Origin of the sequence: Enterococcus casseliflavus NBRC 100478 (assembly GCF_001544095.1) — a bacterium.
Lineage (GTDB): Bacteria > Bacillota > Bacilli > Lactobacillales > Enterococcaceae > Enterococcus_D > Enterococcus_D casseliflavus.
Window position 1 is genome coordinate 19274 of record NZ_BCPT01000003.1, and the last position, 22002, is coordinate 41275.

At 45.2% G+C, this 22002-nt stretch carries 17 protein-coding genes; 12 read left to right on the top strand and 5 right to left on the bottom strand.

What is annotated here, in order from left to right; genetic code table 11:
* The first annotated feature begins 70 nt into the window (after positions 1–70).
* A complete protein-coding gene (fucO, locus tag ECA1_RS03365) occupies positions 71–1222 on the top strand; it encodes a lactaldehyde reductase (RefSeq protein ID WP_060791729.1) in 1152 nt (383 codons plus the stop codon).
* Between the two features lie 278 nt (positions 1223–1500).
* On the opposite strand, the gene ECA1_RS03370 is transcribed toward fucO, so the two are convergent.
* Positions 1501–2364: an alpha/beta hydrolase gene (locus ECA1_RS03370; protein ID WP_060791730.1), complete on the bottom strand. Its 864-nt coding sequence runs from the start codon at positions 2362–2364 to the stop codon at positions 1501–1503.
* 169 nt (positions 2365–2533) lie between these two features.
* Between ECA1_RS03370 and allC the strand changes: the two genes are divergently transcribed.
* The 7 genes from allC to arcC are packed head-to-tail and all read left to right on the top strand — an operon-like array spanning position 2534 to position 10502.
* A complete protein-coding gene (allC, locus tag ECA1_RS03375) occupies positions 2534–3763 on the top strand; it encodes an allantoate deiminase (RefSeq protein WP_060791731.1) in 1230 nt (409 codons plus the stop codon).
* Between the two features lie 15 nt (positions 3764–3778).
* A complete protein-coding gene (gene allE / locus ECA1_RS03380) occupies positions 3779–4564 on the top strand; it encodes a (S)-ureidoglycine aminohydrolase (protein WP_060791732.1) in 786 nt (261 codons plus the stop codon).
* 13 nt (positions 4565–4577) lie between these two features.
* Positions 4578–5654, top strand: a complete 1077-nt coding sequence (gene allD / locus ECA1_RS03385) for an ureidoglycolate dehydrogenase (protein ID WP_060791733.1) — start codon at positions 4578–4580, stop codon at positions 5652–5654.
* 8 nt (positions 5655–5662) lie between these two features.
* Positions 5663–7417 (top strand): acyl-CoA synthetase FdrA, encoded by a 1755-nt coding sequence (gene fdrA, locus ECA1_RS03390; protein ID WP_060791734.1) that lies wholly within the window; start codon positions 5663–5665, stop codon positions 7415–7417.
* Between the two features lie 12 nt (positions 7418–7429).
* Positions 7430–8692, top strand: a complete 1263-nt coding sequence (locus ECA1_RS03395) for a YlbE family protein (RefSeq protein ID WP_005234461.1) — start codon at positions 7430–7432, stop codon at positions 8690–8692.
* A 38-nt stretch (positions 8693–8730) separates the two neighbouring features.
* On the top strand, positions 8731–9594 hold the full coding sequence (locus ECA1_RS03400) for an oxamate carbamoyltransferase subunit AllH family protein (RefSeq protein ID WP_060791735.1): 864 nt from the start codon (positions 8731–8733) through the stop codon (positions 9592–9594).
* Complete coding sequence (gene arcC, locus ECA1_RS03405) at positions 9567–10502, top strand: carbamate kinase (protein ID WP_060791736.1); 936 nt, start codon at positions 9567–9569, stop codon at positions 10500–10502. The genes ECA1_RS03400 and arcC overlap by 28 nt, the downstream gene beginning before the upstream one ends.
* Before the next feature lie 30 nt (positions 10503–10532).
* Here arcC and ECA1_RS03410 read toward each other — a convergent pair whose 3' ends face one another.
* A complete protein-coding gene (locus tag ECA1_RS03410) occupies positions 10533–12164 on the bottom strand; it encodes a PucR family transcriptional regulator (RefSeq protein ID WP_060791737.1) in 1632 nt (543 codons plus the stop codon).
* A gap of 130 nt (positions 12165–12294) precedes the next feature.
* Between ECA1_RS03410 and ECA1_RS03415 the strand changes: the two genes are divergently transcribed.
* The 4 genes from ECA1_RS03415 (at position 12295) to abc-f (ending at position 18027) form a co-directional block, all read left to right on the top strand.
* Complete coding sequence (locus ECA1_RS03415; protein ID WP_060791738.1) at positions 12295–13509, top strand: pyridoxal-phosphate-dependent aminotransferase family protein; 1215 nt, start codon at positions 12295–12297, stop codon at positions 13507–13509.
* A 151-nt stretch (positions 13510–13660) separates the two neighbouring features.
* Complete coding sequence (locus ECA1_RS03420) at positions 13661–14911, top strand: MFS transporter (protein WP_005225368.1); 1251 nt, start codon at positions 13661–13663, stop codon at positions 14909–14911.
* 18 nt (positions 14912–14929) lie between these two features.
* Positions 14930–16198: a dicarboxylate/amino acid:cation symporter gene (locus tag ECA1_RS03425; RefSeq protein WP_060791739.1), complete on the top strand. Its 1269-nt coding sequence runs from the start codon at positions 14930–14932 to the stop codon at positions 16196–16198.
* A gap of 359 nt (positions 16199–16557) precedes the next feature.
* Positions 16558–18027, top strand: a complete 1470-nt coding sequence (gene abc-f, locus ECA1_RS03430) for a ribosomal protection-like ABC-F family protein (protein WP_060791740.1) — start codon at positions 16558–16560, stop codon at positions 18025–18027.
* A gap of 156 nt (positions 18028–18183) precedes the next feature.
* Here abc-f and ECA1_RS03435 read toward each other — a convergent pair whose 3' ends face one another.
* From ECA1_RS03435 to ECA1_RS03445, 3 genes are all read right to left on the bottom strand, one after another.
* Positions 18184–19329 carry a cation:proton antiporter gene (locus ECA1_RS03435; protein WP_060791741.1) on the bottom strand — a complete coding sequence of 382 codons (1146 nt, stop codon included), beginning with the start codon at positions 19327–19329 and terminating at the stop codon, positions 18184–18186.
* Between the two features lie 204 nt (positions 19330–19533).
* Positions 19534–20331 carry an alpha/beta hydrolase gene (locus ECA1_RS03440; RefSeq protein ID WP_060791742.1) on the bottom strand — a complete coding sequence of 266 codons (798 nt, stop codon included), beginning with the start codon at positions 20329–20331 and terminating at the stop codon, positions 19534–19536.
* Positions 20328–21905, bottom strand: a complete 1578-nt coding sequence (locus ECA1_RS03445) for a PucR family transcriptional regulator (RefSeq protein ID WP_060791743.1) — start codon at positions 21903–21905, stop codon at positions 20328–20330. The genes ECA1_RS03440 and ECA1_RS03445 overlap by 4 nt, the downstream gene beginning before the upstream one ends.
* Positions 21906–22002: the final 97 nt, after the last annotated feature.

Here is a 22002-nt window from a genome sequence, read left to right on the forward strand (position 1 = left end):
ATAGAAAAGGCTTTCAGTTTTTTCTATTTAAAATATATTGTGAATAAACAAACAAACGGAGGTAGGAAGAATGGCAAATAGAATGATTTTGAATGAGACATCGTATTTTGGAAAAGGAGCGATCGAGAACGTACCGACCGAATTCAAGGCACGAGGGTTTAAAAAAGCGGCAGTGATCACCGACAAAGATTTGGTGAAATTTGAAGTTGCGACCAAAGTGACGAAATTATTGGAAGAAGCAGGTGTCGATTATGCGTTATATGATGGGATCGTGCCGAACCCAACGATCCAAAATGTCAAAGACGGCTTAGCGTTTGTCAAAGAAGCCCAAGCCGATTGTATCATTGCGATTGGCGGTGGTTCACCGATCGATACGGCAAAAGCGATCGCGATCATTGCTACGAATCCTGAATTTTCAGATGTGATTAGTTTGGAAGGCGTGGCAGACACGAAACATCCATGCTTGCCGATTTTAGCGGTACCGACAACTTCTGGGACTGCAGCCGAAGTAACGATCAACTATGTGATTACGGATGAAGAAAATCATCGGAAATTTGTTTGTGTAGATCCTCACGATATTCCTCTGGTAGCCTTTGTGGACAGCGATATGATGATGGGGATGCCTAAGAGCTTGGCAGCCGCAACGGGAATGGATGCCATGACCCACGCCATCGAAGGCTTCATTACCAAAGGCGCTTGGGAAATGACTGATATGCTGCACATCAAAGCAATTGAGATCATCGGCCGCTCATTGAGAGATTCCGTGAATGGCGATCAAGCAGGACGAGAAGCGATGGCGTTAGGACAATACATTGCCGGTATGGGCTTTTCAAACGTCGGCTTGGGCTTAGTCCACGGCATGGCCCATCCATTGTCCGCTTGGTACAACATTCCTCACGGAGTAGCGTGCGCGTCCTTGTTGCCAACCATCATGAAATACAACAAAGACTTTACAGGTGAAAAATACCGTGAGATCGCGATCGTTTTAGGCATTGAAGGGGCAGATACGATGTCACTTGAAGACGTCCGCGATGCTGCTTGCCAAGCAATCGATCAGTTAAGCAAAGATGTGGGCATTCCAGCGACCATTTCTGAATTAGGCGTCAAAGAAGAAGATATCCCAGCCATCGCCAAAGATGCCTTGAACGATGTCTGCACACCAGGCAACCAGCGGGATACGACTTTAGAAGAAATTATTGAGCTTTATCGTTCGTTGATGTAATCTTGTTAAAGGTATGAAATTCGAAGAAATGAACGATACTTCTGCAAGTTTCCCTTAACAACGATCTGCTGATCAGTTGCTGTTTTATTCTGAAGATTTCAGTAAAATTGCGAGGCAAAGCGTTAGATTTTTGAAGAAATCGTTGTGCCCATATACTAGTAATCAAATCAAAAAAAGTGATCATTAGAGTTGGTTCTCTAATGGTCACTTTTTTGCTGTACGCAAGATCACAGCGTACCGATCGCTTCAAAATCATCACCTATCAAGAGCTGAGAGTTTCAGAATTGGTTAGTCAGCCATCCAATCATCTCTCGATAGCACTCATCAGCGCTCGCATTTGGTGTCCGATCAAAGTCATGCTGATCTAAGTCGAGCCAAAGTGTTTTGGCATGGGGGACTTGTGCTGCGAAAGCTTCGGATGCGCTGAAGGGAACATCTGGATCTTTTTTGCAATGAACGACAAAGCAAGGAGGAAAGTCTTGGTAAGCGGCAGCAGGAATCGCCAAGGCTGCTAGCTGTTCCCGATTCCCTAAATAACGCTGCCAGTTGCCATATTGACGGGCGGAAAGGTACAAAGGGAATCGTTTTTCTAACGTGCCGTGGGTGATGGGTTGGCTTTCGATCATGGCTTCAGCGACGAATGGTGGGACTTTCGGAAATTGTGTGTAAAAGCGTGCCGGTTGCAAAAATTCTTTACAAAACAACTCTTGGTAACCGTAAAATCGGATCAAGCCCTTTTGCTCCGAGTGCTTTGTGCGTGCGGTCAGTAAGGTCGCTAAAAAACCGCCGGCGGAGCGACCGAACAAAACGTACTCATTTGTACCAACGCCGCTGAACTGCCAGCCTTCGGCCAAAAACCACGCCACTGCCTTTTTGGCATGAAGGTAGATATCGTGTAGCGCTACTTCGGGAGCCAGTGGATAATCGAACAGGTAAAGGCTAACACCGGCAGCCAGCAATTGGTGGACATAATCATGCGGAAGGTCTTCTCGCTGACCATAGAGGAAGCCACCACCATGAAAATACAAAAGGCTGATCCGAGGCTGCGCTGCTTTTAGGATCGTCACTTCTAACGGCAAAGTGCCATAGGTATCAAATTGGATTTTTTCTGTTTGCGCAAAGGCATTTTTAGGATAAACCATTGTTTTCTTCCTTTCTCTTCTTCGATAGTATAAGGAAGAGTATAGGAGAAGGAAGCGGTTTAAAAAACAGCGTTATGACTAAAAATAGAAACGGTTTTGTCGAAAGTGAACAATGATGTCCTTCAGTAACACGCTTACAATAACTGTATAAATCAAAGGAGGCAGAACAATGGAGTTGAAAAAAGAAGTAGCGGCAATGATCGATGCACTATCTCAGATTGGGAGTGATCCAACTGGAGGAATGACTAGACTGCTTTATACCGATTCATGGAAAGAAGCGCAATCATTTGTAGAAAAACAATTAAAAGAAACTGGCTTAACGACGTCCTATGATGCAGTCGGCAATCTCTTCGGCAGAATGGAAGGCAGCCAGTATCCAGAAGAAACGATTCTTTCAGGGTCACATATCGATACCGTCGTCAACGGTGGCACATTAGACGGTCAATACGGGGTCGTTGCTGCTGCTTTAGCGATCAAGTATTTAAGAGAGACCTATGGGCAACCTTTACGCTCCTTGGAAGTCATCTCAATGGCAGAAGAAGAAGGCAGTCGTTTTCCAACCGTTTTTTGGGGAAGTAAAAACTTTGTCGGAGAGGCCAAAAAAGCCGATGTTGAAGCGATCGCAGATTTTGAAGGCAATCGCTTCGTGGCAGAGATGCAACGCCAAGGCTTTGATTTTCGCGACCCACAAGAACCGGTTCGATCAGACATCAAAGCCTTCGTGGAAATCCATATCGAACAAGGCAGTGTTTTAGAAAAAGAAAATTTGCAGATCGGTGTCGTCAATAGTATCGCTGGTCAAAAGCGCTACACCTTTGTCTTAAAAGGACAAGCCAATCATGCAGGAACCACACCGATGGGCTATCGCCAAGATGCTGTGTATGGTTTTGCCAAAATGTGTGCCGCAGTGATCGACCGTGGCTTAGAGCTTGGGGATCCATTAGTAGTGACATTCGGTAAAGTTGAGCCAAAACCGAATACGGTCAACGTGGTTCCTGGTGAAGTGTTGTTTACGATGGATTGTCGCCATACCGATGGGCAGCTATTGGATGCCTTTACTGCTGAAGCAGAACAGATCATTCAAGCGATCGCCAAAGAGCACGACCTGACAGTGGAGATGGATCTATGGATGGATGAACGCCCTGTGCCGATGGACGAGACGATCGTTGCCACGGTGGAACAAGCGGTGAAGCAAACCGGCAAACGTTACAAAGTCATGCATAGTGGGGCGGGGCATGATTCCCAAATCATTGCACCACATTTTCCAACTGCGATGCTGTTTGTACCAAGTATTGATGGGATTAGCCACAACCCAGCCGAAGCAACGACTATCGAAGATTTAGTAGCTGGGGTTGAAGTTTTAGCAGCTTCCCTTTACGAGCTAGCATACAAAGAATAGAAAGCAGGGACACACATGGGATATAAAAATAATAATACGGGCTATTTAGATGGATTGCTGCAATCACGAGCAGTCATTAGAAAAAATAATTTTGCGATCTTGCCGCATGATGGGCTAGTGAATAATGTCATTCCAGGATTCGAAAACTGTGAATGTTCGATACTAGGCACACCAAAATTAGGGGCGTCTTTTGTCGATTACATCATTTCATTCAAAAAAGATGGCGCCAACCAATTGGGCTTCGGCGGTCCAGAGATCGAGAGTTTCTTGTATGTCATCTCGGGCAAACTGGAAGTAAGTGATGGCAAAGAAACCCATACATTGACGGACGGAGGCTATATCTATCTGCCTGCTGGAGAAAAACTGTATATGAAAAATCTCCAAGAAGAAGCGACAGAAGTGTTCTTGTATAAGAAGCGTTACCAATCGCTAGAAAATTACCAAGCCTACAAAGTAGTGGGGAATCTTTCAGAGTTGACACCGATCCAATACGAAGGGATGGCAGACGTCCTACTTTGGGATTTCTTGCCAAAAGAGTTGGGCTTTGACATGAATATCCATATCCTTTCCTTTGAACCAGGGGCAAGTCATGGCTACATTGAGACCCATTACCAAGAACATGGGGCGTACTTACTGTCAGGTAAAGGGATGTATAACTTAGATAATGAGTGGTTCCCAGTGGAAAAAGGCGACTACATTTTCATGAGTGCCTATGTACAGCAAGCGGCCTATGGTGTTGGTCGTGACGAACCATTGACCTATATTTATTCCAAAGATTGCAACCGCGATCCGGAAATTTAAAGGAGTTTATAAGATGGAAGAAACGGTTATTGTACAGTCACAAGAGTTACAGCAATTGATCCAAAACAAATTAGCGGCTGCTGGTTTGTCTGAAGAGCACGCAGCCATCGTTGCAGAGCATTTGGTCTTTGCCGATGCCAGCGGGATCCACTCTCACGGGGCTGTGCGGGTAGACTATTACGCAGAGCGGATCGCTAAAGGCGGGATGAATCGCACCCCGCAGATCACGTTTGAAGAGACTGGGCCGAGCAGCGGGATCGTTCACGGTCAAAATGGCGCAGGGCAGGTCGTCGTATTAGAAGCGACAAAGTATGCCATTGAGATGGCCAAACGTTCTGGGATCGCGGCGGTTGGTGTGCGGAAAACGAGTCATAGTGGGGCACTATCCTATTATGTCAAAAAAGCCGCAGAAGCTGACTTGATTGCATTATCTATGTGCCAATCGGATTCAATGGTGGTTCCTTTTGGCGGCAAAGAAAATTATTTTGGTACCAATCCGATTGCCTTTGCGGCACCGCGAAAGCATGGTGCGCAGGTGGTTTTTGATATGGCAACGACGGTCCAAGCGTGGGGCAAAATTTTAGATGCTCGTTCCAAAGATAAAGAGATTCCAGCAACATGGGCCGTTGATGCCCATGGCAAGCCAACGACAAATCCGCATCATGTTCATGGGTTATTGCCAATCTCAGGACCAAAAGGCTTTGGGTTGATGATGATGGTGGATATCTTGTCTGGAATGCTCCTTGGGCTGCCTTTTGGCAAGCATGTTTCCTCTATGTACAACGATCTGACGAAAGGCCGCGACTTAGGGCAATTTATTTTGCTGATCGATCCGCAACGATTTACAGATTTAGAGACATTTAAAGAGTCAGTCGAAACGATGATCGAAGAGCTGCACGCCATACCGGCTGCTGAACAGTTCCAGCAAGTCTATTATCCAGGCGAGATCAATCAACTAACCTATGAAAAATATATGGCAGAAGGCATTCCTATCGAAAAGAACATTTATCGCTATCTCATTAGCGACACGGTTCATTTTGACCAGTATTCTGGGTCAGATGCCTTTGCACAGACAGGAACAGGAAAGTGAGGAGACCCATGTTACACACTATTATTCAAAAAAACAATTACCAAGATTCCATTGTTTTAATGCTTTTGACCAATCGTTTACTGACGATCGAAGGGATCAACAACGCTTCGGTCATGATGGGTACACCTGCCAATAAGGATATCTTCAAGACGGGTGGTCTTTATACCGAGGAGATGAGCAATGCGACCTCCAACGATATGGTGCTCGTGTTAGACATTGAAGAGGAAGAAATCATCGAAACAGTCCTGTCAGAAATCGATGCCTTCTTATCGGACCAAAGCAATAGCGCAGGAGAAGAAACCCAAAGCGTCAAAACTTGGGAAAAAGCCTTAGATCTTGGAAAAGATGCGAAGGTCGCTGTCTTATCGATTCCTGGTACTATGGCAGCACCAGAAATTGAAACCGCATTAGCAGCGGGCAAACATGTCTTTTGTTTCAGTGATAATGTTTCATTGGAAGAGGAAGTTCGGCTAAAGAAAATGGCTCATGAAAAAGGGCTTCTTTTAATGGGACCCGATTGTGGCACAGGGATTCTCAATGGGATACCAGTAGCCTTTACGAATGCCGTCCGTAAAGGGAAAATCGGTGTTGTCGGCGCTTCGGGTACGGGCATCCAAGAAGTCACCACCATCATTCATAAATTGGGTGCCGGTGTGACACAAGCCATCGGAACCGGTGGACGAGATCTCAAAGAAGCCGTCGGTGGGATCACCATGAAAGACAGCATTCTTGCCTTGGAACATGATCCTGATACGGAGGTGATCGTGGTGATCTCCAAACCACCTGCACCACGTGTCCGCGATGAAGTGTTGGCATTATTAAGAATAGGAACAAAACCTGCAGTCACGATTTTTCTTGGGGAAGAGCCAACGGACCACGAAGAAAATCTTTACCGAGCTTACACGCTGGAAGAAGCGGCTCAATTAGCCGTGCAGCTCCTACGTCAAGAACAGATTGGATTAGAGCCAGTAAAAGAGGAAACGGCAGCTGCCGCTTTTGGACCTGAACAGCAAAAAATCAAAGCTTACTATTCTGGCGGAACATTGGCGTACGAAGCAGCGATGCTGGTCAAAGCAGGATTAAATCTAGAACAAGAAGATGCCCATCAGGAAGGGTACATCTTAAAAGCAGCTGGCCATGAGATCATCGATTTAGGTGATGACATCTATACGCAAGGCAAGCCCCATCCGATGATCGACCCAACAAAGCGGATCGAACTGTTGAAACAAGCGGGAGAAGATCCTGAAACGGCAGTGATTTTGTTAGATATCGTTTTAGGGTACGGCTCTCATCAAGATATGGCGAGTGAATTGGCACCGACCATCAAATCGTTGAAGGAAGCTGCACAAGCAGCTGGCCGGGAGTTAGCGGTGATCGCTACGATCGTCGGAACTGATTTAGATCCCCAAGACAGCAACGAGCAAGCAGAGATTTTAACCGCAGCTGGCGTGATTTTGTGTCAAAGCAATGCCCAATCAGTCAAACAAGCTTTAGCAATGCTCGGTCACCCATTTTCCCCAATTAGTCGTAAGCTGTTGCCAAAAGCAGTGACAACTGCCGATACATTGCCAGAGCCATCTGAAAAGAGCCGTGAATTGTTGGCGAATGACGCGTTCATCAATGTAGGGTTGCGTAGCTTTGCGGAAGCGATCCAGGCGCATCACGGTCAAGTCGTTCAATATGACTGGCAGCCAATTGCTGGTGGAAACGTAACGTTACAAAAAGCCTTACGTTTCTTAGCACAAGTGTCACTATCAGAGTAGGAGGAAGTTATCGTGTACGAAACTATTGAAGAAGCAAACCAAGCCGTTATTGCCAAAATCGTTGCGGGTTCGCCTTTTTTGCTGGATGTCGTTCCAGCAGTCAGTGTCATTCCAGAATTAGGTGAAGGAAAAGTCCTATTGCATGCAGGACCACCGATCCGCTACGACCAGATGATCGATCCGATTCAAGGTGCTTGTGTTGGTGCGGGGCTTTTTGAAGGCTGGGGCGAAACGGAAGAAGAGGTACGTCATTTATTAGCATCTGGGGAAGTTCAACTGATTCCTTGTCACCACGTGCAAGCGGTTGGCCCAATGGGGGGCATCACCTCTGCCAATATGCCAGTGCTCGTAGTGGAAAACAAAACCGATGGCAACCGTGCGTATTGTACGATGAACGAAGGGATCGGGGCAGTTTTGCGATTTGGCGCCTATTCTCAAGAAGTCATTGATCGCTTGCATTGGATGAAAAATACGTTAGCACCAGTTTTAAGTGCTGCACTACAAACAAAACCCGATGGCTTGAACATCAATGTCTTAGTCGCAAAAGCTATCGCCATGGGGGATGAGTTCCATCAACGGAATATCGCTGCTTCGTTGGCGTTCTTAAAAGAAGTAGCACCAGCGATCGTTACCCTGGAAGGATTTGAAAAAGAAAAACCAGAAGTCATTCAGTTTCTTGCAGACACGGATCAGTTCTTCTTGAATATCATGATGGCTTCTTCAAAAGCGGTGCTTGATGGCGCCCGGACGATTGAAGAAGGCACGGTTGTGACCGCAATGTGTCGCAACGGGCATGAATTCGGTATCCGTATTTCTGGCATGGGAGATGAGTGGTTTACTGGTCCTGTCAATACACCAAAAGGGCTGTATTTCTCAGGATTCAGTGAAGAAGATGCCTCTCCAGATATGGGCGACAGTGCCATTACGGAAACCTTTGGTGTTGGGGGAATGGCAATGATTGCTGCCCCAGCTGTGACACGCTTCGTTGGTTCTGGTGGATTTCACGATGCGTTGAAAACCAGCAATGAGATGTTAGAGATCTCCATTGATACCAATCCGAATTTTCCCGTTCCTACATGGGACTTCAAAGGAATCTGTTTAGGGATCGATGCTCGGAAAGTCGTGGAAACAGGGATCTTACCGGTGATCAATACAGGGATCGCCAATAAACAAGCTGGACGGGGACAAATTGGTGCCGGGACAGTGACACCACCAATGGATTGCTTTGAAAAAGCTGTCTTGGCTTATGCAAAAAAATTAGGATTTGAAGAATAAATCAGGGACTGAAAACGTGAAAAAGGAGCAACCTAGCGATGATACAGGCAAAATGGATCGACCAAGCTTTATTTGAACCCGCATTTATCAATGGCAACTGGCTCGTTCACAGTGTGTTTCAGCATAGTTTCAATCTGCAAGATCCTCGTCAGGATCAGCTGATCTGTGTTTCCAAACAAGCGACTCGCGTGCCCAAAGGGATGATTTTAGCTGCCGACGATTATGCAGCGTTGGCGACAGGCTTAGTTGCTGGTACCACTCTTTTGGTTCAGCAACGGGTGATCCATTTTCCGCATCATCGTCTGTCTTTTCAAGAGGCAGCCCAATTTACAACGACCGTTCCGGCTGGCACAGTCCCATTTGATCGAGAACTGTTTTGGTCAACCCTTCAAAACGTCACGGAAAAGACGGGGATTCAAGAAGCTGTTTCAGAAACCATCCGCAGCAATCATCCGTTTTATGACGCAATCGATCAGCTATGCACGCCTTCATTTAAGGAACAACGGCAAGCAGTCGCTTATTTAGTCGGACGGGGTGTCGGATTGACCCCCACAGGCGATGATATGCTAGTTGGTCATTTACTGGCTCGCCGAGTGATGGGGCAAGAAGATACCCGCTTGGTGGCTTATCTACAAAGAAGGCTGTTGACAGTCAATGATTTAACGACTGACGTCAGTAAACATTATCTTCTGCATGCACTGACAGGCGCATTCAATCAATCGGCATTATCCTTGACCAAGTGTACCGATTCAGTGGCTTTTTCCCAAGTAATTAAAGAGATACTAGCGATCGGTCATACCTCGGGGGCCGACTTTTTGGCAGGGTTTGCTCGCAGTATCGATCAATTTCAAAACAATAGAAATGAGGAATTCATATGGCAAAACGAGTGGTCATCGCTCTAGGGGGCAATGCAATTTTAAAACCGAATCAACTAGCGACCGTTGAGACACAGCTTGCAAATATCCAGTTAAGTGCAGAACAGATCGCTAAAATCGAGAAGCTTGACCATCAAATCGTCGTGACTCACGGCAATGGTCCGCAAGTCGGCAATATTTTACGACAAAATGAAGAAGCCAAAGAAGTCGTGCCGCCTTTTCCACTGGATGTCTGCAATGCAGAGTCACAAGGCTTTATCGGTTATTTAATGGAGCAAAGCATCAAAAATAAAATTGAGCAAGAAGAATTGACCAGCAATGTCGTGACCTTATTGACCCAAGTGGAAGTGGCAGCGGATGATCCCGCGTTTGAAAAGCCAACGAAGCCAATCGGCTTGTTCTACTCAGAAGAAGAAGCAAAAAAGATGGCTGAGGAAAAACATTGGGTGATGGAAGAAGATGCTGGACGTGGGTACCGTCGCGTCGTGCCATCTCCACAACCTGTGACGATCCACGGCGTGGAATCAATGGTTCATTTATTGAATCAAAATACCATCGTGATCGCTGGTGGCGGCGGAGGGATTCCAGTCGTAAAACAAGCGGAAGGCTTGAAAGGGATCGAAGCAGTCATCGATAAAGACCGAACCGGGAAGAAATTGGCAGAACAAGTGGATGCCGATGTATTTATGATGCTGACCGACGTCAACAACGTTTATATCAATTATGGAACACCGGAGCAAGAAAAATTAACGGGCTTATCCGTAAGTGAAGCGCAAGCATATTTTGATGCGGGGCATTTTGCAGAAGGTAGTATGGGGCCGAAAATGGAAGCGGCGATTGCGTTTGCCAAACAAGGAAAGACAGCAATCATCTGCTCATTGGAAGAAGCGGACTTAGCATTGTTAGGTGAAGCAGGCACAAGGATCGCTGGGTAACACCAGCGATCCAACTGCTTGATTCGCCTATTAGTCGCCTTCTTCGGACAGCTCAAGGGCTAAACGCAGATCCAGGCTGATGCTAGGATCATGCACGTTTTTTCCTAGTAGCTTTTGACACTGTTCGATGCGGTATTTGATCGTGTTGCGATGAACGAACAAGGCTTTGGCGGTGCGGGTGATCTCACATTGATAATCCAAGTAAGCTCGTAAGGTTTTGCGCAATTCGATGGTGGCATCTTCTTGCGGAAACGCCAATTCTTTAAGAATAGTACGGCAGAAATAATGGATATCTTCAGGACTCATTTTTTCAAATAGACTCCGCATTCCCCGTTGATGGTAGAAAGAGACGATGGACGAATCATGTTGGCCTCTTCGTTCTTCATAAGCAGTCTTTGCTTCGATGTAGGAGCTGGCTAAATCATTGATACTTTCACAGACACTCCCTACCCCAAAGGCCATTCGAAATGGCAACCGATTGGTCAAAGCATTGGCGGTCTCGATCAAATGGTCTTCTAAGGCATCACACTTGTGCTGCACGAAAATCGCAAAGTGATTGCTGCCCTTTAAGCGAAAGAGACAAACATCTTTGATGCGATAAGGTAGTTGTTCACTAAACCACTGATAGACCAGGTCACTTTCTTCTTTTAGGTATTTGTCTTTGCCTTTGGTTTCTTTGGTTGGTTCACAGGCACCATAGATGACACGATAATGGCGGGCTTTGACCAACCCGTAAGTCTTTCCGAGATCTAACCAATCCTTTTGTTCTTGCTTGGTGGATTGCTGGTATTCGATCATCCGTGTTAAAAAGTCACTTTTTAAATCTTCAAAAGATTCTTGCACTTTTTGGTTCTTGTAGAGCATAAACGACAAGACCAAGGCTGCTTGTTCCAGCGCAAAATCCGAGACAGGATAAGGAATCGCCTCAGGATTCAAAATGACTAAATAATGCGGGAAATAAGTGGAGGTTTCAATAGCATAATAAGAAATTTGTGACGTTTTTTCATGAAGATCTTTGATAGGAATCGCCCCGCTTTTTTCACCAGTAAAAACCCCTTTCGTTTGTCCTAATTGATGGATGTAGTACTCCGCGGGTTTTGACATGCGGGTGAAATGCTTGGAGTGGGCAATCACTTGTTTAAAAGGATTCAACAAAATGATCGGTGTATTGACCATTTGGCCAAAATCAGCGATAAAGCGAGCGATGCTGACATCCTTCATCAAGGAAGCAGAGAACCGTTTTTGAATGTCTAACGCATAACTCAGCTGCTCGGTTTTGGTGTTCCACAATAAATTCAAAAGCTGGTGCATCAAACGACCTAGCGGCATCGTGGCAGGTACTTCTACGATGGGGAAACCCAAGCTATCGGCGTAGGCGATGACTTCAGGATCGATGACATCCAAAAAACGACCGATCTTGATGCCTAATCCAGCGGCATTTTTGGCTACGAGAGAATCGATCAGCTCCAGAAGCGCTCCTTGATTATCTTTATAAACCATCGCCGTGCTTAAGATAAAGGTATGCTCAGGAATATAGTGGGCGATATCGGGGGTCTCGGTGATTTCGATACTGTCGACGGGAATTTCCGCAGTCAGGGGATCTGTCAATAAACGCAAATTGGAAAAGCGTGGTATAGCAAGCAATTCAGCAACTAACTTCATAGAGAAACTCCTTTTGGAATTGAACAAAATAAACAAAAACATGTCCTTTTTTAGCTTTATTGTACAACAAACTTGGAAACGTTGACAAGGCGTTGAACAGTGAAATCAAAAAGAGAAATGAGGGAAAAAGATGTATAAAGAGTTAACGATCGCACAACGTACGATCATGACACCAGGGCCTGTGGAAGCCCATCCAGCTGTTCTACAAGCAATGACCAATCGCATTTTGGGGCAGTTTGATCCGAATTTTTTGGCGATCATGGATGAGGTCAAAGAAATGATCAAACAACCATTTGGAACCAAAAACAAAGAGGCATTTGCCATTGACGGGACTTCCCGAGCTGGTTTAGAAGCGGCGCTGATCGCTTTGATCGAACCAGGGGACAAAGTCTTGATCCCAGCCTATGGGCGCTTTGCTTTCTTACTGGGAGAAATCTGTGAACGTGCTCAAGCACAAGTCAAATATGTAGAAAAAGAGTGGACGGCTCCTTTTGCACCCGTAGAGGTCATCAAAGAAATCGACGCATTTCAACCCAAGATCGTGGCGATGGTCCACGGGGAAACCGCCAACGGGCAAATGCAGCCGTTAGCAGAAATCGGGCAGTATTGTCGCGCAAAAGATATTTTCTTTGTCGTTGACATGGTGGCGACTTATGGTGGCGTGGCCCTGTCAGTCGATGATTGGTGTGTCGATTTAGCGATTGCCGGTACACAGAAGTGTTTAAGTGTGCCGTCTGGTCTTTCATTAGTGACCTACAACGATCGCGTCGAAGCCGTCCTTAATGCCCGTTACCAAAAAGAATTAGGCTTGAGTAAAACGGATCGAAACAAGCGGCACATTATGAGCAATTACCTGGATTTGAGTCAACTGCAACGCTACTGGAACACTGAACGAATCAACCATCACACAGAAGCGACGAGTATGATCTATGCGCTTCATGAAGGATTACGGATGCTGCTAAACGAAGGCCTTGATGCAGCCTATCAACGTCATTTGACGAATGAAGGCGCGTTGGTCGCTGGACTGGAGGCAATGGGGCTGTCGATTTATGGGGAAAAAGCAACCAAAATGCCGACAGTTACCCCCATCTTTATTCCAGAAGGGGTTGATGGCGAAGCTGTCCGAGAAGAGATGCTTCACTCCTTTGGTGTAGAGATCGCTAGTTCATTTGGTGATCTAAAAGGAAAAATCTGGCGGATTGGAAATATGGGCTACAGCAGCCGCAAAGAAAATATTTTACATGTCCTAGCCGCGTTAGAAGGGGCACTATTGTACCAGCAAGCACCAATTTCTGCTGGCAAAGCGCTCATCGCTGCGTTAAATTACTACCAAAAAACGACTTAAATTTTTAGCACAAATGCACAACGACTGAAAGCGCTTTGTGAAAAATGACAAATGCAATCGTCGGCAAAAAAACGTACACTAAGACTATCTTAAAGCGCTTTCGTTGGCGTGCTTCACAAACTTTACTTGTGTAACTGATGGAGGGAAAAAAATGGAAATCAATAAAGAACGTGGTGGGCTTGCCTACTGGAAACAAATTATTATCTTAATGTGTTCAGGCTGGGTCACTATCTGGATTTATCGCGCTGCGTTATCGCCAGTCTATCCGCAAATCAATGAGTCACTTGGCGGCAATATTTCTGATACAGCATTAGGATCGATTGCCAGCTTTTACTTTTTCGGCTATGTGATCATGCAGATCCCGGCCGGCTTTTTGGTGGATAAGATTGGGAAGAAAACAGTTCTGCTTCCAGGATTCGTGGTATTTGCACTGGCAGCTTTACTGATTTCACAAGCCTCTTCAATCTCCATGATCTATACCGGTAGCTTTTTAGCAGGGATCGGCTGTGGGTCATTTTACGGTTCAGCGTATTCTTTGACCTCACAGAACATTCCGAAAGAAAAGAAGAGCTTCTCAACAGCGATCGTCAATAGTGGTTCTGCCGTTGGTTCAGGGTTTGGGATGATCTTATCAAGCTTTATCGTTATTCAGATGAACATGCCTTGGCAAACAATGATGTATTTATCCGCTTTCTTGATCGTTTGTATGACGATCGCTTTTGCATTGGTGATCCGTAGCAACAAAGAAGACGTGGCTTTCTTGGAGAGCCAAGCAGCAGCTGAAGAAGAAACAACGGATCAGCCGAAAGAAAAAGTTTCCCTTTCGACCTTGTTCTCACTGCGGATGCTCTTTACTTATGTGTTATATTTTGCGACGTGTTATGCCTACTATATGACGGTTACTTGGCTACCAAACTTCTTAGGAACAGAACGAGGCTTCCAAGGAGTCGCGATCGGTTTCTCTTCTTCATTAGTAGCATTTGCTTCCATTCCTGGGGCATTGTTCTTTAGCCGCTTGGCAGACAAATACATGCACAAAAAAGTAACTTTTATCGTTATTTTAGAAGTATTGGCGGCGTTGATGTTATTAGTAACGGTGCAAGCGACAAATTCGACCTTCTTAATGATCGCGTTGATCTTGTACGGGTTCCTTGGGAAATTAGCGGTTGAACCAATCATCATTTCTTGGCTAGGGGAAAATGCACCCAAAGTTGGGGTCGGTACGACATTAGGGGTCTTCAACTTTTTCGGCATGATGTCTTCCGTTATCGCACCAACATTGACCGGATCGATCTCGGATGCAACAGGGTCAAAAGTAATGGGCTTTTATATCGCAATTATTTTGTTGATCGGTGGTACATTCTTATTCTTGACTGTAAACTCTAAGAAAACAGCCAAGTAGAAAAGTGAGGCACAACAGATGAAAAAACGATCCTTAAAAATCAGTTTGACCAACCAAATCATGATTGCAACGGTATTGGGGATTTTTTGGGGCGTTTCCTTTCCCGGGTTAGGTGATCAAATGCAGCTAGTCGGGGACTTCTTCTTGCGACTGATTCAAATGTCTGTGGTCGTGCTGGTCATGGGCTCGGTGATTGAAGCGGTGGGGGGACTTGATCCAAAAGAATTAGGTGAGATCGGCGGGAAAGTCTTCCTCTGGTTTACTGGATCGACCCTCGTCGCCGCTATTTTTGGTCTCTTGTTCGCCTTGATCCTCAAGCCTGGCGCAGGCCTTGATCAGTCCCTGCTGCAAAGTACAGAAACCGCATTAAGTACCAGCAGCATGGAAGAAGTCATCTTAAACTTTGTTCCACTGAACATTATTCAAGCCATGGTGGAGCAGAATATGATCCAAGTGATTATTTTTTCGCTCTTCTTTGGCCTTGCCTTGAGCTTGATCAAGCATGAAAAAAAGAATCAGCTGTCTCTAGATATGATCAGCAGTTTTAATAATATTTTGATAAAAATGGTCAGCATGATCATGAAGTTGGCGCCGATCGGGATTTTCGGCCTTGTTGCTTCCTTAGTAGAAGATACCGGTATTCGTGTGTTGGGAATGTTAGCCAGTTTTTTATTGACGTTAGCAACAGCATCTTTGCTCTTTTTGTTTCTTTGGTTTCTCTTGACGTCACTCTACTGCAAAGTTCCCTTGTTTCGTTTGATAAAGAACATGTGGCGCCTCTCGGTGGTTTCCTTTACGACCACCTCCTCTGCTGTTTCATTGCCGTTTCAAATGGAAGATGGCAAAGAGCGATTTGGGATCAGTGATCGAATCAATAAGCTCGTGATGCCTCTGGGCATGACCTTAAATAGCAATGGGCTCTCCTTATTTTTAGCCCTGGCAATCGTAACCGTTGCTCAGGCGTACCAGATCCAATTGAGCTGGGGAGATCTTTTGCAAGTGGTCTTGTTGTCCTCGTTGGCATGCTTGGGAACGATCGTCGTTCCAGGCGGCGGATTAGTCACACTGGCTACGGTTTTACCTATGTTAGGACTGCCTAATGAAAGTATCGCCTTACTGGCAGGGATCGATTGGTTTTTTGGGATGTTTCGGACCCTCTTGAATGTTGACCCTGACGTCACAGTGGCGTTGATCGTTGCTCATGATGAAGGAGAACTGGATCATGCGGTCTTCAATGGTGAAAAAGCCTCGGTCAAATTAGCAGAAAAAATCACCGATGGCGTATAAGACCAATCATTCTTGTGATGAAACTTTACTCTTTTTTGAAAACGTGCTACGATTGATTCGTTGATAGACTAAAGAAGCTTCCTGAAATACCGTAAACGGTAAACAGTAGCGGCTGATTTTCCGCTGGTCATTCAACAGACAAATACGACAAAAAGAGGAGGAAAAAACATGACAGCATCGATGAAATTGTGGATTGACCTTTTGAATAGCTAATTTAAATCTATTTCAAAAGTCTAGGCAATCGTGATTTCAAGGGATGAGTGTCCTCTTTTTTCCAATTTCTTATTAAAATCAGGGTATAGCGGTAGGCTATGCCCTTTTTTTGTGCTTGCGTTTTCCTAGACGGGAAGGACAGACTGATGGAACAATTAAGTGTAAAAATAAACAATCTAATCAAAAATTATGGGTCCAAAGAAGTACTGAACATTGAAGAACTGAGCACCTATCAAACGGATCGTATCGGGATCGTGGGAGCAAACGGGCAAGGCAAGTCTACCTTGCTGAAGTTGATTGCGGGAGTGGTCGATCCTGATTCAGGAACGATTCAAAAAGAAAATTCGTTTCACTATTTCCCGCAAATCGCTGAGGTGACTGAAAAGACGGAGGCCCTTGACTGGGCGCTGTTCGGTCGTTTTTCGATCCCAACAAATGAATTGGCGACACTAAGCGGCGGGGAGGAGACCAAATATCGGTTGGCACAAACGTTATCTTCCTATCAGTTAGGACTTTTGCTAGATGAGCCAACGACCCACTTGGACCAGCAAGGAATTCAAGTCTTGATTGAGGAACTGCAGTATTATTATGGCACCCTGATCGTGGTCAGTCATGATCGGTATCTATTGAATCAGCTGGCAACGAAAATCTGGGAAGTCGATCAAGGAAAAGTCACCGAGTATGCTGGCAATTATGACAGTTACCGACAGCAAAAAGAGCAAGCGGCACAGCGTGTTGCCTGGGAGGCTGCGCAGTATCAGCAACAAAAAAAGCAGTTGACCCAAGCAATCCAAAAGAAAAAAGAACAAGCGATCAAGAGCAGTCGTATTTCTGAAAAAAAGCGGCAGCAGAACATCCGACCAGACCGTTTGTCGTCATCAAAACAAAAAGACTCGGTGCAAAAGTCATTGCAAAAAACAGTCAAAGCCATGGAAAGCCGCTTGGATCAGTTGGAAGAAGTGAAGGGCGTCGCCCGGCAGCAGGTGATTCGTTTTCCAGTAGTCCCTGCAGTGGAGCTGCATAATAAACGACCGATTCGTGGAGAGCAAGTAACCATTCAAAGAGGGGCGAAATGTTTGCTAGACAGCAGCAGTTTCCAGTTTGCTGCCGGGAAGAAAATCGCTATCGTGGGTCCGAACGGTTCGGGAAAGTCGACTTTACTAAAAGAAATCATCGCAGGCGGAGAGGGAATCTATGTATCACCGAAAATCGTCTTTGCGGTCTACGAGCAAATGGGCTATCGAAAAAACAGCACCACACCGCTTTTGACGGAATTGATGGCTCAAACAGACTATCAGGAACCACTGGTCCGCAGTATTTTACACAATCTGGGATTTAGCCAGATTGACGTGATGAAGCCAGTCAATGTGCTAAGCGGCGGAGAAGCGACACGGGTCGAGCTCGCACGCATCTTTACTCAACCTGCCAATGTTTTGATACTTGATGAACCGACGAACTTTATTGATCTGCCGACAATCACCGTCTTGGAACAATTGATTCGCAGCTATCGAGGCATGGTTTTGTTCACATCTCACGATCAAGCGTTTATCGATGCCGTCGCGGATGATGTGTATCAAATCGATCATGGGAAATTAACATTGGTTTCCAGTAACTAGCAGCATTGTCGCTTTTATAACTGTATAAAGAAAAACAGCGCGGGAAAGGAAGCGACCGCCCAACGTTCGATCAACAATCGGCCGTTGAGCGGTCACTACAAAACCCGTGCTGTTTTTTTCGCAATCATCGGTATCGCCTAGCTGTTGTTGCATCGCTTAATAAATCTTTTTCGTAAAGTATTTTAAGATCAGGGGAGAGATCAAGGTACTCAACAAGACAACGATCACCAAAGGGGAATACAATGCGGACGAAATCAATTGGTTTTGTTGACCAATCTGCAAAATGATCAATGCCATTTCACCTCGGGAAATCATTCCAGCTCCCACCATCCAAGCACTGTTGTTCGAGAATTTCGCGATTTTCGCCCCGACATAGCCGCCGACCAGCTTGGTCAAGATCGCGACCACGGTAAAGGCAAGAATAAAGAATAATTGCTCATTTAAGCGGGAAAAATCAACTTCTAAGCCAACGCTGACAAAGAACACCGGAATGAAGACGGCGTAACCTAATGCTTCGACACTGTGTTCCACTTCCTCACGAACCTTCGTTTGACTGACAGCGATCCCTGCGAAGAAGGCACCAATGACAGAGCTTAACCCAACGAGGTCAGCAAGATACGCCATTCCTAAGCAGATGATCAGTGACATGATGATCACTGCGGAATTTGCAAATAGCTTTTCTGCAAGTGCCAATAAGAACGGAGCGATCCATTTCACCAATAGAAAAATCAACACAAAATAAATCAATTCTACCAATAAGGTGACCGGCAGTGGTGTTGCTTGGCTGCTTTCGCCGCCTAAAAAGGAAAGGCTAAGACTCAAAACCAACACGACCAAAATATCATCCACGACGGAAGCACCAAGAATCGTCGACCCTTCTTTCGTATTCACCACATTCAACTCTTTCAATACTTCGACAGAAATACTGACTGAGGTGGCAGCTAATACGATCCCGAAAAAGAACGCTTCTGTGGGACTGCTTTGAAAACCGACCCCCGTGGCATACCCGAAGAGCATAGGGAACACGATCCCCAAAAGGGCAACGAGCATCCCTGGACGAAAATAGCGTTTCAATAAAGAAATATCACTTTCCAATCCCGCTAAAAACATCAGCAAAATAACACCAATCTCTGAAAAATCATGAACCAGAATATCTGGATGGACCCAATTGAGTCCTGCGCCTCCTAATAAAACCCCCGCTAACAACTGCCCGATAACAGCAGGAACGCCCATCCGTCTCGCGAGATGCGAGAAGAGGGTCGTCGTGATTAGGATCAAACACAAAATCCCGACAAAATGCATAAAACCTCATCCTTCTTTCCTATAACATACTCCCCTTTAGTATAGCATTCTCTCTTGAATTGAGCCTGTATCAAGCCTTTTTTTATTAAAAGAGTTTCATTAAACCGCACGTTTTTTGAGATAAGGAGGAAGCGAAGGCAATCAGAGTTTTTCTGTGCACTCGTCGAAATAAAAAAACATTATTTTCACTTTACTTGTATCAAATTATTGTTTGAGCCAACGGGCGAGCTGCTGAAACACCATTTGGACTTGCGGCTCCTCGACGTTTTTCAAAAAGTCGTGGGGCAAATCATAGACAGGGACAAATTTGCTTTTAGGCACTTTCTTCAAGCCTTTGCTGTAACGAAAAGGAACTTCCTCATCGGTACTGCTGGCACTGCTGAAAATTGGAGGAAATTGAGCAAGCAGCTCAGGATCAATGGCATAGTCAGAAAGAGCTTCAGCTGTTAGACCATAGATCGTGGTGAGTTCTTGCTGTTGAACCCAATAAACATAAGGCAAATAGCGCTGAAACTGCGGATCATCCCAAACGATCTCGGTTTGATCCAAAGAAGGGACTTGCTCTTTGCTTAAGAGCGGCTGCTGCAAGACTCGTTTGTTTTCAATAAAAGAAAGATCGGTATACCCATAAAAATTGACCAGTTTTTCAGGCAATCTCTGTTGTTCCTTCAGTAATTGCTGGGTCAGCGCCAGCATCAAATAACCGCCAGCTGAGCGTCCGCAGAAACAAAACGGGTTATCTTTAAGCACAGTTGCTTGCAATTCTTGAAAATTTTGCCAGTTCAGCGCCAAAATCTCCACTAACGAGGAATTGGGCGCCAGCAAATAATCGACTGTGAGGACGCTGTATTGCTGCTCTTGAAATAGTGCGATCAGTGATGCGGGAATGTCTTGACGGGTTCCAAAAACAAAACCGCCGCCGTGAAAGTAAATCACGTATTTCTCCGAAGCAGGATAAAGGGACACCGAAGCACCGGTGGTCAATTGCCATTCTTTTTTCATTTTGCTTGACTCCTTTTCTGAAGCTCTAATAAATAGGTGCCGATCTCGTAATTGACTAATTGGATCGGACTTGTCAGATCGATCTCTAGTAGCTGTTCGATTTTGCTTAGCCGATAACGAATCGTTTTGGCATGAAGAAACAAGGTTTCAGCCGTATTTTTGTAATTGCGATTCGTGATAAAAAAGGTATACAGCGTTTTGAACAGCTCTTCATTTTCTTCCGAGAGTTGATACAGCTTCGGGGGAATGCTTTGCTGCAGCTTTTCCAGTTGGTTCTCCTTGATAAAGGAACTAAAGATACCTAAGTCGCTATAGGCAATGATCGGCGCCAAATAAAACTGCCGATTGAAGCGGATCGCATCCAAACACTCTGGCAGGATCTCTTTGATCTGTTCCTTGCGCAAGACTTCGCTGACCACCAAGCAGCCATGTTCATCGGCTAACAGGGCATCATCAAAATGTGTCTGCAGCATCTGTTTCGTCACCTGATGGGCGATCGATTGGAAATTATAGAGGATCACCAAATAATTGTGGTGTTCAAAAAAGACGTGGGGTGTTTTCAACGCCCGTAGCTTGTGCAAAACGACGGACTTACGCTCCTTATCTTTGAAGCTGTTGGAAGCAAAGGCAATGCCTTGGTAGAAATCGTAGCGATCCAGTTGCGCTTCTTCTAACAAAAGATCCAGCTCAGCCAAATTACTAGGAGTGTTTTGTAAGATTGCATCGGCAAGATTGTTCATGCGATTGTAGCGTTCTTTCTTCAACAAATACTCCATTTGGAGGCGTTCATAAATGACGTCGATCACATTTTCAATGATCATGACTTTTGCCTCAGGGATCTGCGAATCTTTCTGATAAACGATCAAGGTACACAGATCATTGTAAGGATTGATGATCTCTACTTTTATGGCAGTCACATATTGATTGTTCTCATGAGAAAATAATTCCAAATATTCGTAGTGGTTCTTGGTAAACTCGATGGTTTTCATGGGTTCTTGTTTGGTCACCACGAAATTCTTAAAGGATTGACCGACGGACACATGCACATCTAAATGGGGGATGCGCAACGAACAAGGCTTTTCGATCAATTGATAGAACTCCTGCATGATCTGATCGAAAGAAGAGTGGTTGCGCTCAACTTTCATGAAGCGCTGGCGAACTTCGTAATAGGTACGCAGCAGCTGGGTTTGGTGATTCAGCAATGGTTCGTAAACCGCTAGCATGATGGCTTCATAGCTGACTTCTTGCTGCACTTTGATCAAAGGGATCTGATAAGCAAAGCTAAGCTCAATCACCCAATCTGGGATCATAGGGATCAAGCGATCCACTTTGATCACTAAACTGCTGACACCGATTTGCTGCATTTTTTCAAAAAAAACACGCAGTTCCTCAGGGGATTGGTCTTTGAAGGCATAAAAAGAAGTCAAAATCAATTGATGGGCTTTGCTCCACTTCTCAATGTCCATCGCTTCCAGCACCATGACGGAACCAACGGAATTTGTTAAACCAATGGAGCCAGTCAGTACTTTACTTTTTTCAAAAAGCGGCAGTTCAACCAATTCTTTTAATTTCATAAAATGCTCCTTTTTTCTCTTTTGGATAAAAAGTATAGCATTTTTTTAGAACTTTATCCAATGAAAACGCAAACAAGGCTCGTTAGAATGAGAGTAT